This is a genomic window from Bacteroides parvus (assembly GCF_017309675.2).
In the GTDB taxonomy this organism is placed as follows: Bacteria; Bacteroidota; Bacteroidia; order Bacteroidales; family Bacteroidaceae; genus Bacteroides; species Bacteroides uniformis.
In genome coordinates, this window is sequence record NZ_CP084680.1 from 3463279 (window position 1) to 3476974 (window position 13696).

Annotated in this window: 11 protein-coding genes; 3 read left to right on the forward strand and 8 right to left on the reverse strand. The window is 46.1% G+C overall.

The window, feature by feature from the left end:
- Positions 1 to 3: 3 nt before the first annotated feature.
- The 8 genes from JXR92_RS14100 to JXR92_RS14135 all read right to left on the reverse strand — a co-directional run bounded on the left by JXR92_RS14100 (position 4) and on the right by JXR92_RS14135 (position 9115).
- Positions 4 to 1050: a glycosyltransferase family 2 protein gene (locus JXR92_RS14100; RefSeq protein WP_117601360.1), complete on the reverse strand. Its 1047-nt coding sequence runs from the start codon at positions 1048 to 1050 to the stop codon at positions 4 to 6.
- Between the two features lie 33 nt (positions 1051 to 1083).
- Positions 1084 to 2112: a glycosyltransferase family 2 protein gene (locus tag JXR92_RS14105; protein WP_138345978.1), complete on the reverse strand. Its 1029-nt coding sequence runs from the start codon at positions 2110 to 2112 to the stop codon at positions 1084 to 1086.
- A gap of 6 nt (positions 2113 to 2118) precedes the next feature.
- Entirely contained in the window at positions 2119 to 3153 is a 1035-nt protein-coding gene (locus JXR92_RS14110) for a glycosyltransferase family 2 protein (RefSeq protein ID WP_226791189.1), read from the reverse strand.
- A 16-nt stretch (positions 3154 to 3169) separates the two neighbouring features.
- Positions 3170 to 5071 (reverse strand): asparagine synthase-related protein, encoded by a 1902-nt coding sequence (locus JXR92_RS14115; protein WP_117964515.1) that lies wholly within the window; start codon positions 5069 to 5071, stop codon positions 3170 to 3172.
- A 37-nt stretch (positions 5072 to 5108) separates the two neighbouring features.
- Positions 5109 to 6278, reverse strand: coding sequence for a glycosyltransferase family 2 protein (locus JXR92_RS14120; protein ID WP_117964514.1), 1170 nt, complete (start codon positions 6276 to 6278; stop codon positions 5109 to 5111).
- 639 nt (positions 6279 to 6917) lie between these two features.
- Entirely contained in the window at positions 6918 to 7586 is a 669-nt protein-coding gene (locus JXR92_RS14125) for a bifunctional 4-hydroxy-2-oxoglutarate aldolase/2-dehydro-3-deoxy-phosphogluconate aldolase (RefSeq protein WP_022401191.1), read from the reverse strand.
- An 86-nt stretch (positions 7587 to 7672) separates the two neighbouring features.
- Positions 7673 to 8038 carry a four helix bundle protein gene (locus tag JXR92_RS14130; protein WP_138345982.1) on the reverse strand — a complete coding sequence of 122 codons (366 nt, stop codon included), beginning with the start codon at positions 8036 to 8038 and terminating at the stop codon, positions 7673 to 7675.
- Between the two features lie 51 nt (positions 8039 to 8089).
- Positions 8090 to 9115, reverse strand: a complete 1026-nt coding sequence (locus tag JXR92_RS14135) for a sugar kinase (protein WP_117601366.1) — start codon at positions 9113 to 9115, stop codon at positions 8090 to 8092.
- A 271-nt stretch (positions 9116 to 9386) separates the two neighbouring features.
- Here JXR92_RS14135 and JXR92_RS14140 point away from each other — a divergent pair, with 271 nt between their 5' ends.
- From JXR92_RS14140 to JXR92_RS14150, 3 genes are all read left to right on the forward strand, one after another.
- Entirely contained in the window at positions 9387 to 10442 is a 1056-nt protein-coding gene (locus JXR92_RS14140; RefSeq protein WP_117601367.1) for a LacI family DNA-binding transcriptional regulator, read from the forward strand.
- 114 nt (positions 10443 to 10556) lie between these two features.
- Positions 10557 to 12068, forward strand: coding sequence for a UxaA family hydrolase (locus JXR92_RS14145; RefSeq protein ID WP_117601368.1), 1512 nt, complete (start codon positions 10557 to 10559; stop codon positions 12066 to 12068).
- 176 nt (positions 12069 to 12244) lie between these two features.
- A complete protein-coding gene (locus JXR92_RS14150; RefSeq protein WP_117964510.1) occupies positions 12245 to 13555 on the forward strand; it encodes a Na+/H+ antiporter NhaC family protein in 1311 nt (436 codons plus the stop codon).
- The last annotated feature ends 141 nt before the right edge of the window (positions 13556 to 13696 follow it).

Sequence of the window (13696 nt, forward strand, 5' to 3'; positions counted from 1 at the left end):
CAGTTAATACATATGTTTAGGCCCATAAAACACCGGCCCTATATTCAAACGGAACAAAAGACGAATATAGAAATCATATAATATATAGCAGTTGAATCCTAAAAGAACCTTTCCCAATTTATCTGTCTTAAATACCGGATGATAATATTTCAAAAAGACATCCCTACTTTCTGAAATCATCCTCTTCAGATGCTTTACCCTCATCTCACGCGGGATAGTCCTATCCGGCTGATAATCACTTTTCAAAGCTCTTCGGAATGGAACCAGCATAGAATTAACTGTAACTACCATATCTCCCGCTGGTATTTTCCATACTTTCATCATTTCTGCCAGAAGCTGTTGATATTTCACGAAACAACAGTATTCAGATTCAAATGAATGAATACGGTGGGATAGTGAAAAGGAATGTTTCACGTACACATAATTCTGCATATGGTTCAATACAAGATAATCACAATGCAACAAGTACTGATACATAAACAACAAATCTTCAAGACAATGTATATTCTCATCAAAGCGAATTGAAAATTCTTCTATTATACTCCTTGCATAAATTTTTGACACAGCATATCCCATTTCACAAATATTATTCTCTGCAAAAGATTTACCTATACTGGAGAAAGGCAAATAACGGTCCGGCAAAGATAAAGAAGGCAAAGAGGTACCATCAGTTCTCCTACACAACATCCCTTGAATCACTAATCCTCTTCCTGAATAGGCTGCCTGCAAATTATAAAGCCCCAAGCAATAATCAGGCAGTATCCAGTCATCCGGATCTACAAAAACCACATACTTCCCGGTGGCGTGATCCAGCCCTCGGTTTCGTGCAACACTGACTCCAGAGTTCTCCTGATGAAATACTCTGACACGATAATCCTTAGATGCCCATTCGTCACAAATTTCTCCACAACGATCGGGACTACCATCATCAATCAGCAATAGTTCAAAATCTGCAAATGTCTGCGAAAGAATACTGGAAACACAGCGCGACAAATATTGTTCCACTTTATAAATAGGAACAATGACGGATATAATAGGTTCTTCTTTCATCTTGAATTTCTATCTATATTATCATATTTATAGTCAATGCATCCCGAAACTTTTTTTGAACCGGAGAAAACGTAACAAAGAAATCCAGCAATCAAAGAAACCGCCTCCCATGTGGCAAAGAAGATATTTCGCTATGCAATCTGCTTTATAATCTGGCATGAATCTTTCTTCTATCCATTCCTTTTCCTTGGACAATAAATCGTCCAGACAAGCCACCCGCTGCCTGAATGGGTAGCCATTAGTATGGAGGGATAGCAGTACACGCTGAAAAACCAGACTTACGGAGTGCCTCAAATAGCAGATAAGTTCATCCGACAGGCAACAAACGTCCTCAAATCTTTCCATTCTGCTTCTATAAGCTGAAAAAATATTGTACTCATCGCTGTATATATTCATACGGGAAGAAAGCGTTTCTGCAGAATAGGCTATCCTATAATTATAGTCCATGAAATTGCAAAGACGGATATAATCTGAAAGCAATATGTAATCTATCATAAAAATCAAATCTTCCATGCAATGGACATTACAATCAAAACATAATTTATTTTCACGAATCAATTCTGCACTATATAGTTTTGAACAAGAAAATCCAAAACGGTCAAGGCCATACTCCGCGAAACCTTCACCTATATTACTTCCTATGAATATTTCTGGAAGTGTAATCTTTCCTATTAACTTACCATCAATTGAATATTTTAAAGCTCCTCCCAGCACCAAACCAATACCCGTATCGGGCAGGCTCTTATATAAATGCAACAAATAATCCGTGGAAACCCAATCATCTGAATCCACAAAAACAATATATGTACCCTTAGCATGCTGCAATCCTATATTACGTGCAGCGCTAACGCCACTGTTCTGTTGATGGAACACCCGTATCCTCGTATCCTTCCCGGCATACTCTTCACAAATCTCCCCGCAACGGTCTGGGCTCCCATCATCTACCAGCAACAACTCAAAATTCGTAAAGGTCTGTGCAAGAATACTGTCAATGCACTGGGGCAAGTACTCTTCCACCTTATAAACGGGTACTATAACGGATATTTCCGGGACATGATTCATATTCGCTCATTTTGTATGCAACATTGCCTTCATTTTTATAGACAACACCAACAAATAGTAGGCTGACTTTACAAAAGCCTTAAAATACAGATAGCCGGCATACGTAGGAAGCACATAATGGATGTTCTGCAACATCAGCTTCCATTCGGGACGCAGGCCCGTCATCTCCAACAAAGACGCATACTTTTTGTTCCTGAATACCAAATAACTCTGATAATGAAAGGATGTGTCTTTCGTGAAATACAGAATACGGTCAAAATATTTTGCCTTCAGAGTCTCAAAAAAAATATATATATCCCGGTTATCCTGCAAACACCGAGAAGACCGGATAAAATCGTAGATATAACCCAGCACCAGCACACGACATTCCAAATTACGCATAGACGGCGCCCGCATGATGGAGTCTGGCTGCATAGAATAATAGTAAGTGGTCTCACCGACGACATACATACTTTGAGCCATACATGCCAACTTAAATGACCATAAATCATCCTCGTGTACAATTCCCTCCTGGAAGTAGAGTTTATGCTGCAAAACGAGGGGACGACTCACCAGTTTGTTCCATGCCATGACATACCATTTTCCCTGCACATAAGTGGAAAGTACAAGAGCATTCCCTTCATAAAACCCGGTGCCTAATGATAAAGGAGGAGCCCAACGTCTGGCACCGGTCACCTCGTAATTGCCTATCACAAAATCCGGTCGCTTCTGCACCGCTGCATCTGCCAAAAGCTCTATTGCATTCGCAGAAATATAGTCGTCGCTATCCAAGAAGTACAGATAATCGCCAACAGACGCTAAAATACCGGTGTTTCTTGCAGCAGAAAGCCCTCTGTTCTCTTCATGTTCCAGACATCTCACCACCGCTCCGCGCGGATGCGAAGCCACCACCCGTCTGACTATCTCCATAGAGTTATCCGGAGTGCAGTCATTCACAAGAATAACTTCCAAATCCGGCCAGGTCTGGTTCAACACAGACAGCAGACACCGTTCTATGTACTTGGCAACATTATAAACCGGAACAATAATGGAAACTTTCATACTTTCAATCATATTTTCAGAATTTCACCTCATGGCCTTCCACAAACTCTTCCCACCACACAACAAGCGTCAACAGATTGAAATATTGCAAAGCCTTGTTCTGCCTATGCCAGAACCAACCGCCCTCCTTCTCTGCAACTTGTTCATAATCTGTAAGAAACTTCTTCACTGCATCACGACGCAGATAGTTGTCCATAATGCCGGAAGCAAGAATGAATTCCTTAAAGAGAGCACGTCGGGCCCTATCACGGAAGAACAGTGGCATAGGTGCAAAACCGCCCTGCTTCTTCTTCAAGGTAATGGCCTCGGGAAGTAAAGGTTTATAATGGTGCTTTAACAGATATTTAGAAACGGAACGACCCCGCGCAATGTCCAGTACACTGCTGCCCCTGCACTTCAACCCTACCGGTAGCTCCTGCAGGAAATGGAAAAGCTCCAGGTCCATAAAAGGATACGTCAGATTGTTACCGAACATGCGTGCCATGCTGGAAGCCTTGAAAAGAATGATACGGTTGATTACAGTCTCCAAATCGGAAAGAATGGCATGCTGCGCGTAAAGATGCTCGAAACTATGGATATCAGGCCGTAGTGATTTTACCGGCTCAAAATCTTCTTCCGGATTTTGCAGAAGGGCACACAAGGCAGAGTCGGAAAAGCCGAAACGCTCCCCTTCCAGAATATGAAGTATCTTATCCAAATGGAAATTGATGCGGGAAAGCTCTCCGCCGGTATCAAAGGTTTCATGCTCCAGCAGACGGCTGATGCCACGCAGCAAGGGACGCAATCCTATGCGGGCGGCTAGATAATGCAACGCCACTTCGCGACCGGAAGTACCGAAATACTGGTCACTGCCGTCACCTCCCAGAATCACGTCGGGCTTGTCATCGCCTATCATGCGCATGGCACAATAGTTTACCATCAGCCCGCCTTCCATAAAAGGCTCACCCAGAAAACGGACAATGTCGGGCAAGGCACTGGTTTCCGTACCGTCAATCTCGTACTCATGATGGCGCGTGCCGAAGGTTTCGGACATCAGACGGGCCATGGGCAGCTCCGTCCAGGCATCTCCTTTAAAGCCCACGGAATAGGAGTCAATCTGGCCGTCGTAAATGCTGCGCAGCGCAGCAAGGTTGGACCCGGAATCATAGCCGCCACTCAGCAGGATGCCTACCTTGCGGCTGTCTCCGATACGCCGACGGATGGCTTGCGCATGCAATTCTCCATAACGGCGGGAATAGGCCTCGACATCCGGATTCCGTTCAGTCGCCACCTTGGGTTCATGCTCAAAAACGCTGTCGCGCTTCAGACAATAAATGTCATCTGCCACCTTCTCATATAAGCCGGGATTTCTTTCCTTCAGCGAATCAAACATGGAATGTACGTTCGCTTGTGTCTCTAACTTTACAGAAGCCCAAACCGGCATCAGATAACCAAGCTCTGTCAACATGTAGAACTTTTCGCCGGCACCTAAAGAATGAACATCGAATAGGGCGAAATTATTCTTCTTCAAAATGCCACGCTGAAGGAATGTACTCAATGAAACCAGATTAGGCTCGAAATTTTCTTCCAGTTGGTCCTCTAAAAATTGCCAGGAAGTGGCAAAATTACCATCAATGTGACAATAGACGGGATAATGCGTGCCATGATGGTCGCGCACCACTCCGCATTCATTTTCTGAATAATATACTATGGTGAACGAACCGTCCAGACGTGAAAAGCCATATGCCGGATCGGATAGAAACGCATCGGCAGCAAGCTTGGCATTGGTATCATCCGGAGTTGCCTGCAAGGTGTCCCGATTATACAAAGTTCCGAAAAAGAAAAGTCTCAGATTATAACTTTCAAAAGAAGATTCCGGCTCTTCTCCCTCTACACAGGCTGTACGCCAATCTTCTAAAGTGATTTTTCCGTATATCATTTGTTTGCTTATAGACTTGTTTATTGTGTATCCCTTTCTATTCCACCACCCCATGCCTGGTATGTATAAAGGTCTTGTTTGCTCCCCTCAGCTTGAAGATGTTTCCTGCCATCAGCAGGAATGTATAGGGTATCTTTTGCAGGGCCATTGCCAGGCGGCTGGTGCAGAACCTTTTGGGAACGGCAACGAGCAGTGCGACAGCGAGCAACACCAAGAGCAGCCACCACTTCAGCCCCCATGTCCAGCGATAAACCGTGAACAACACGGAGAAGAGGAACGTGAAGCCCACCAACAGCAGGCGAGGAATGGAAAGCTGCTGGAAAAGCTTGTCGCAGAAGTCCCAATTACGCGCAACAAGCGCCTTCCACAGAAACTTGGCGAAAGTCTGGCAGTAGTGCCATTGTGCCGACAGCCAGCGGCGGCGCTGACGGGAGAAATCACCGGTGTTCTGTATCTTCTCATCAAATACAAAGGTTTCGGGCAGATAATAAAAGCGCTTGCCGCGATAGAGCAGGGTCAGCTCCAATTCACGGTCGAAACCGCCTACAGCCTTGATGTCAGCCATCGTATCACGGAACAAGTCATAACGGAACGCCATGCCGGAACCGATAAGGGCGGCCGACAAGCCCAGCTTGGCATGCCCCAAACGGAAAATGGTGTTATTGATTTCCTCACTGATGGCATCGAGCAAGGCCATGTCATTGTTCAGGTTCTTTGCACTCCGGTGGGTCTGCACAATCTCGACTTCCGGATTGGCGAAGAGGTCGTTAATATCACTCAGATAATCGTAAGGGATGACATTGTCCGCATCGAGCACCAGAGCGATGTCATAATCATTACCGATGGCAGTCATGGCGGCATTCAGAGATTTGGACTTGGTGCTTTTCTCAAAATGCACTTCAACCAAGCGGACAGGAAGCATAGCGAGGGAAGCGTTGGTTTCGGGCTGCATACGGTCCGAAATGACAACCGTATCAAAACAGTCGGCGGGATAATCCTGCTCCAGACATGAATGAACGCACTCGTGTATCACGGCATCTTCGCGGTAGGCAGGAATCAATATGGCAAAACGTTTGTGTTCCTTGGCTGGAGGGGGTAGAGGCAGGTCACGTCGGCGTGACGCCAGACTGTAAACCAATAGATACAGTATGTTTATTGCAAACAATATGTACAAAAGCCAATCAAGTATATTCAATATATGTTCCAAATTCAGGGCTATTTAAGCTTTAGAGCTGCTGCTTGTTTTTAATGGGTATCCGACACAAAGATACAAAAAAGAAGTAGAGTTTGGATAAAATATACAAAAAATGCGAAGAATATAGGAATAAAAAAACGAGCAAGCTCTCACGAACCCCTCGCCCCTATAAGAAAAGCCTTTAAGGCTTTTCTTTTAAACTACATCAATGTTACCTAAAAATCAATCTTTCTCTTTACCTAAAAAAATAAAACTTCAATTACCTATTCTGAAAACTTCAAAATCCAATTTTACCTTTACCTAATTTACCTATTTATTCAAAACATTTAGCTTATGAAAAAAATCTATTTTCAATCCTTTTACCTAATAACTAATATCCTTTATTGAAAACTGTTTTATTATTTATCAAATCCAAATGCAGTTTCCCAACTGCACTGCAAAGGTAAGTGTTTTATCCGCGCGCACAAAATGCCGACACATTTTTCGCGCGTTTTATAACATTGTTTTAGAGTTTAAGGGTATAGTTTACACTTATAAACAATTTGTTGTTCATCGGGAGCATACTTTCCAGTAAAAAACAAGCCACCGAAACGCCGAAACGCTTCGATGACTGTCCCCTTTAAACACCTTTAAACAAAATGAATTTCTTATTTATTTCCTCGCTTCAGCAATATAGCCCAAAGCTTCTTTACATTTTTCCGTAACATAAGTCCAGTCTTCAGCAGCGACCTTATCCTTCGGGAAGAGTTTGGAACCCATACCTACGCAGAACACACCCGCCTTAATCCAAGAGGTCAGGTTTTCCTGGGTCGGCTCCACTCCACCGGTCACCATCAGCTTGGACCAAGGCATCGGAGCCAGCAAACCTTTCACAAGTTTGGCACCAAGCACATCGCCCGGGAATATCTTGCAGAGATCGCAACCTGCTTCTTGCGCGAAGCCTACTTCTGAAACGCTGCCGCACCCCGGAGTATAAGCTACCAGACGACGGTTACAAATCTTAGCAATCTCCGGGTTGAACAACGGGCCTACAACGAAACATGCCCCCAACTGCAAATACAGCGCCGCAGTAGCAGGGTCGACGATGGAACCTACACCCATAGCCATCTCCGGGCACTCTTTTGCCGCAAACTTCACAACTTCCGCAAACACCTCGTGGGCAAAGTCACCACGGTTCGTGAACTCGAACGCACGAACACCTCCATCGTAACAAGCCTTTACTACTTTCTTTGCAACTTCTGCATCCTTATGATAAAAGACGGGCACCATTCCAGTAGAACCAATCTTATTCAATACTGCGATTTTATCAAATTTACTCATCTTTTTATTTACGATTTGACGATTTACGATTTACGATTAATATTACTTTACTTTATATCTATTCTTTTTATTTACGATTTGACGATTCAAACTTCCTTTGCTAACCGATTTCTTGTAGTGACAATAGAACTCACTATTATTTTATACAATTCATGCGCCTCTTGTTGCAACCCAAGCAGTTTATTAGCAGGAATCATCTCACTTTCAGCAATAATTTTCAACCAGTGTATAGTTTCATCCAGTTCTTCCTCTACCATTTTCAGTTTATTCAGAAAATCCTTATCAGACTTTCCCAAACAAGCTGCCCTATAATTGGCAGCAGGTGAAGTCCCTGAACGTACTATTTGTTTAGCTATAGCCATTGACGAAATCCGATTAGGCATACAATCTACCATCTTGATTATTCTCAAAGAGAACACCTTCAATCGTATTTTCAATTCCTCCGAGTTCACTGTAGAAGTAATTTCAATCGTACATCGTAAATCGTCAAATCGTAAATGAGCTTAGCGTTGTACTCGTCCGCTTGCATCCCCTCCTGCCAGCGCTTCTACCTCTTCTGTAGAAACGAGGTTGAAGTCACCGTTGATAGTATGCTTCAAGGCAGAAGCCGCTACTGCAAATTCGAGGGCGGCACCCTGGTTAGGTTTTGTCAGCAGGCCGTGGATGATGCCGCCTGAGAAAGAGTCGCCACCACCTACGCGGTCGATGATAGGATTGATGTCGTAACGCTTTGATTCGTAGAATTCCTCACCGTTGTAAATCATTGCCTTCCAGCCGTTGTGGGTGGCAGAGAAAGACTCGCGCAACGTAGAGATGACATATTTGAAGCCGAATTCCTTCGCCATCGCCTTGAAGATTCCCTTGTAGCCTTCAGCGTCCGTCTTGCCGCCTTCCACGTCTGCATCGGGCTTGAAGCCCAGACAGAGTTCAGCATCCTCTTCATTGCCGATGCAGACATCCACATACTGCATCAAAGGCTTCATGATGGACTGGGCTTTTTCTTTGGTCCAGAGTTTTTTACGGAAATTGAGGTCTACCGACACCATAACGCCGTGACGCTTGGCAGCTTCGCAAGCCAAGCGAGTCAGTTCCGCAGCCTTGTCGGAGATGGCGGGAGTGATACCTGACCAATGGAACCAGTCTGCACCTTCCATGATGGCATCGAAATCAAAGTCTGCCGCATCTGCCTCGGCAATGGCAGAGTGTGCACGGTCATAGATTACCTTACTGGGACGCATGGAAGCACCAGTTTCAAGATAGTAGATACCTACACGATCACCACCACGCGCAATGAAATCTGTCTTTACGCCATACTTGCGCAATGCGTTGACAGCCGACTGGCCTATTTCATGTTTCGGCAACTTGGTTACAAAATAAGCATCATGCCCGTAGTTGGCACAGCTGACAGCTACGTTGGCCTCACCACCGCCATATACCACATCAAAAGAGTCGGACTGCACAAAACGGGTATTTCCCGGAGTAGACAGTCTCAGCATTATTTCACCTAATGTAACTACTTTCTTTCCCATAATCTTTCTATATTTTATTTTAATATGAAATTAATTTATTTCCTTTCAATTTATCATCACGAGGTATAAAAAGAACTTAAACACTTGAAAATATGAATAGTAAATCAAAACAACATTCATTCCTCACAGTCTTCGTGTGCGGGCACAAAGATACAACAATTTTTGAAATACAAAAAATTATCATATATTTGTAGCGGAAATATCAAGATTATTATTGTGCACGAGCACAAGACATATACTCTACTTGGTACATTGTAAATTATAAATATAGATGGAAAGAGTCAGAATAAAAGATATTGCCAAGATGGCAGACGTATCAGTGGGAACCGTCGACCGTGTGATTCACGGACGCAGCGGTGTGTCCGAATCCAGCCGGAAACGGGTGGAAGAAATCCTGAAACAGCTGGATTACCAACCAAATATGTATGCCAGTGCACTGGCTTCGAACAAGAAGTACACATTTGCCTGCCTACTGCCACTGCACGAGAAAGGCGAATACTGGACAGACGTAGAGACAGGCATACACAACGCCGTAGAGACTTATTCTGACTTTAACGTCGCCGTGCACCTCTCCTACTATGACCCGTATGACTATCATTCATTCGCGGAAGCCTCCAGACAGATTCTGTCACTGGAGCCGGACGGAGTGATGTTTGCCCCCACCGTTCCGCAATACACCAAGCCCTTTACGGATGAGTTGACGCAACATAATATACCTTATATATATATAGACTCCAATATAAAGGAAGAGCCCGCCCTATCCTTCTACGGGCAGAACTCGCACCAAAGCGGATATTTTGCCGCCCGCATGCTGATGCTGCTTGCCGGAGAAGACGCGCAGGAAATCGTCATCTTCCGCAAAATAAACGAAGGCATCGTTGGGTCGAACCAGCAGGAACGCCGCGAAATAGGTTTCCGCGAATACATGCAGAAGCATCATCCCGCCTGCCGCATCTGGGAACTGGACCTGCATGCCAAGCGCGACAGCGAGGACACACTGATGCTAGACGAGTTCTTCCAAGAGCATCCTACCGTAAAGAACGGAATCACCTTCAACTCCAAAGCATACATCATCGGGGAATACCTGCTGAAGAAGCAGAAAAAAAACTTCAACCTGATGGGCTATGACCTGCTGCAACGCAATGTAGACTGTCTGAAACAAGGAAGCATCTTCTTCCTCATAGCACAACAGCCCACCCTGCAAGGATTCGACGGCATCAAGGCCTTGTGCGAATACCTGATTCTGAAGAAGGAAATCACAAGGGAAAACTTCATGCCAATTGACTTACTAACGAAGGAGAATATAGAGTTTTATTACAATAAATAGTTGCATGTACAATGTACCATCTACAATGTACAATTCGGGCATGCGGAAGGGGACTAATACTAGTGCAGCGCAGCCAAATTGTACATTGTAGATGGTAAATGGGGAATTTAAAAAATGGAGGCAAAGTACCTGAAAATCAATCCTTCCGACAATGTTGCAGTGGCTATCACAGCACTTCCGGCTGGTGAAAAACTCACGGTGGACGGAAAGGAAATCACCTTGAATGAGGATGTTCCTGCCGGACACAAATTTGCACTGAAAGACTTTGAGGAAGGCGAAAACGTCATTAAATACGGATACCCCATCGGCCATGCCCGGAAAGCGCAGAAGCAGGGAGACTGGATGAATGAAAACAATATCAAGACCAACTTGTCCGGGTTGCTGGAATACACATACAACCCCGTCAATGTAGACCTCAATACTACGGTCCTAAACCTCAATACTGGCGCGCCAAACCTGACCTTTAGAGGGTACAAACGCAAAAACGGAGATGTAGGCGTGCGCAATGAGATATGGATTATTCCGACAGTGGGCTGTGTAAACGGAATCATCAACCAACTTGCCGAAGGCCTGCGCCGCGAAACGGGCGGAAAGGGCGTGGATGCTATCATGGCTTATCCCCATAATTACGGCTGCTCCCAGTTGGGTGACGACCACGAGAATACAAAGAAAATCCTCCGCGACATGGTGCTGCATCCCAATGCGGGAGCCGTACTCGTGGTAGGCCTGGGATGTGAGAATAACCAGCCAGATGTATTCTGCGAGTTTCTGGGAGACTATGACCGGGATCGCGTAAAGTTTATGGTGACCCAGAAAGTGGGTGATGAATACGAAGAAGGCATGGAGCTGCTGCGCGAACTTTATGCCAAAGTCATCCAGGACCAGCGCGAGGATATTCCCTTAAGTGAATTGCGCGTAGGCTTGAAGTGTGGCGGTTCGGACGGTTTCTCCGGCATCACCGCCAATCCGCTACTGGGCATGTTCTCCGACTTCCTGGTAGCACAAGGCGGCACCAGCGTACTGACGGAAGTACCGGAAATGTTCGGTGCAGAAACCATTCTGATGAACCGCTGCCGCACCAAAGAGTTGTTTGAGGACACGGTGAAGCTGATTAATGACTTCAAGGAATATTTCCTCTCACACGGTGAACCGGTAGGCGAAAACCCGTCTCCGGGAAATAAGGCAGGTGGCATCTCTACATTGGAGGACAAGGCCTTGGGATGCACCCAGAAATGCGGCACAAGCTACGTGGAAGGGGTACTTCCATATGGCGAACGCCTGAAAGTAAAGGGACTGAACCTGCTGTCTGCTCCGGGAAACGACCTTGTAGCCGCCACTGCCCTTGCCTCTTGCGGATGCCACATGGTGCTGTTCACCACAGGACGCGGAACGCCCTTCGGAACCTATGTGCCGACCATGAAGATTTCCACCAACTCCACTTTAGCAAAGAACAAACCGGGCTGGATAGACTTCAACGCCGGAGTTATCGTCGAGAACGAACCGATGAAGCAAACCTGCGAACGCTTCATCGAGTATATCATCAAAGTAGCAAGCGGTGAATTCGTGAACAACGAAAAGAAAGGCTACAAGGAAATAGCCATCTTCAAGACCGGAGTAACTTTGTAAATTGAAAATTAAAGACTGATAGATGGAGGGCGGGACAAAACCATTTTGTGCCGCCCTTTGTTTTTGTTACCTTTGCGGCGGAATTGATTTCACCACAGATTACCCCGATTAACATGGAATTGATTGAAAGGTAGAAATCTGTGGTGAACCATTAATCTCAACCAAACAATACAACTATGTCAGCAACAACCGATACAACCCCTAAAACCCAAAGCGGCTGGTGGGCACTCAGCCCGTTGGCGGTGTTCCTTTGCCTCTATCTGGTGACTTCGCTCCTGGTGAACGACTTCTATAAAGTCCCCATCACGGTAGCCTTCCTCGCCTCGTCCTGCTATGCCATCGCCATCACGCGCGGCTTGAATCTGGAACAGCGCATCTACCAGTTTTCCGTGGGCGCCAGTAACAAGAACATCATGCTGATGGTATGGATATTCATCCTTGCAGGAGCATTCGCCCAAAGCGCCAAGCAGATGGGCGCCATTGATGCGACCGTAAATCTGACCCTGCATATACTGCCGGACAACCTGCTGCTGGCGGGCATCTTCATCGCCGCCTGCTTCATCTCCCTCTCGATAGGAACAAGCGTAGGAACTATCGTCGCACTGACTCCCGTAGCCGTGGGGCTGGCGGAAAAGACGGGCATCGACCTGCCCTACATGGTTGCCATCGTGGTGGGAGGCTCGTTCTTCGGAGACAATCTTTCCTTCATATCCGACACCACCATTGCATCGACCAAGACGCAGGACTGCGTGATGAGGGACAAGTTCCGCGTCAACTTTATGATTGTGGTACCGGCAGCACTTATCATACTGGGCATCTATATCTTTCAAGGACTGTCCGTCTCTGCCCCACCACAAGTACAGACCATCGAGTGGATAAAGGTAATCCCCTACCTCATCGTACTGGGTACGGCCGTAGCAGGCGTCAACGTCATGCTGGTACTGCTGCTGGGCATCCTCTCTACCGGAATTATCGGTGTCTATACCGGCACCGCCTTCTTCGACTGGTTCGGAGCCATGGGAACGGGCATCACCGGCATGGGCGAGCTCATCATCATCACCCTGCTGGCCGGAGGCATGCTCGAAACCATCCGCTACAACGGCGGCATCGACTTCATCATCTCCCGGCTGACCCGCCACGTCAGCGGCAAGCGGGGAGCCGAATTCAGCATCGCCGCCCTGGTCAGCATCGCCAATCTCTGCACCGCCAACAACACCATTGCCATCATCACCACCGGCCCCATAGCCAAGGACATCGCCATCCGCTTCCACCTGGACCGCCGGAAAACAGCCAGCATACTGGACACCTTCTCATGCCTTGTGCAAGGTATCATCCCCTACGGAGCACAAATGCTGATAGCCGCCGGACTTGCCGGCATCTCCCCCATCAGCATCATCGGAAACCTATACTACCCCTTCTGCATGGGAGCCTGCGCCATACTCGCCATTCTCCTGAGATACCCCAGGAAATACTCGGGAGAAGGATGAGTGATAAGTGATGAGTGATGAGTGGTGTTGTGTGAACATTTAAAAAAAACACCCTCATGCCAACAAATAACTCATAACTCATAACTCATAACTCAAAATCTTTTCTTACCTTTGCACCCGCTATTACGAGATAGTAGCATA

Bases quoted from the DNA above. Each gene is read 5' to 3' on its own strand.
- JXR92_RS14100 (WP_117601360.1), bottom strand. From the start codon at position 1,050: ATGAAAGAAGAACCTATTATATCCGTCATTGTTCCTATTTATAAAGTG.
- JXR92_RS14105 (WP_138345978.1), bottom strand. From the start codon at position 2,112: ATGAATCATGTCCCGGAAATATCCGTTATAGTACCCGTTTATAAGGTG.
- JXR92_RS14110 (WP_226791189.1), bottom strand. From the start codon at position 3,153: ATGAAAGTTTCCATTATTGTTCCGGTTTATAATGTTGCCAAGTACATA.
- JXR92_RS14115 (WP_117964515.1), bottom strand. From the start codon at position 5,071: ATGATATACGGAAAAATCACTTTAGAAGATTGGCGTACAGCCTGTGTA.
- JXR92_RS14125 (WP_022401191.1), bottom strand. From the start codon at position 7,586: ATGAGTAAATTTGATAAAATCGCAGTATTGAATAAGATTGGTTCTACT.
- JXR92_RS14135 (WP_117601366.1), bottom strand. From the start codon at position 9,115: ATGGGAAAGAAAGTAGTTACATTAGGTGAAATAATGCTGAGACTGTCT.
- JXR92_RS14140 (WP_117601367.1), top strand. From the start codon at position 9,387: ATGGAAAGAGTCAGAATAAAAGATATTGCCAAGATGGCAGACGTATCA.
- JXR92_RS14145 (WP_117601368.1), top strand. From the start codon at position 10,557: ATGGAGGCAAAGTACCTGAAAATCAATCCTTCCGACAATGTTGCAGTG.
- JXR92_RS14150 (WP_117964510.1), top strand. From the start codon at position 12,245: ATGTCAGCAACAACCGATACAACCCCTAAAACCCAAAGCGGCTGGTGG.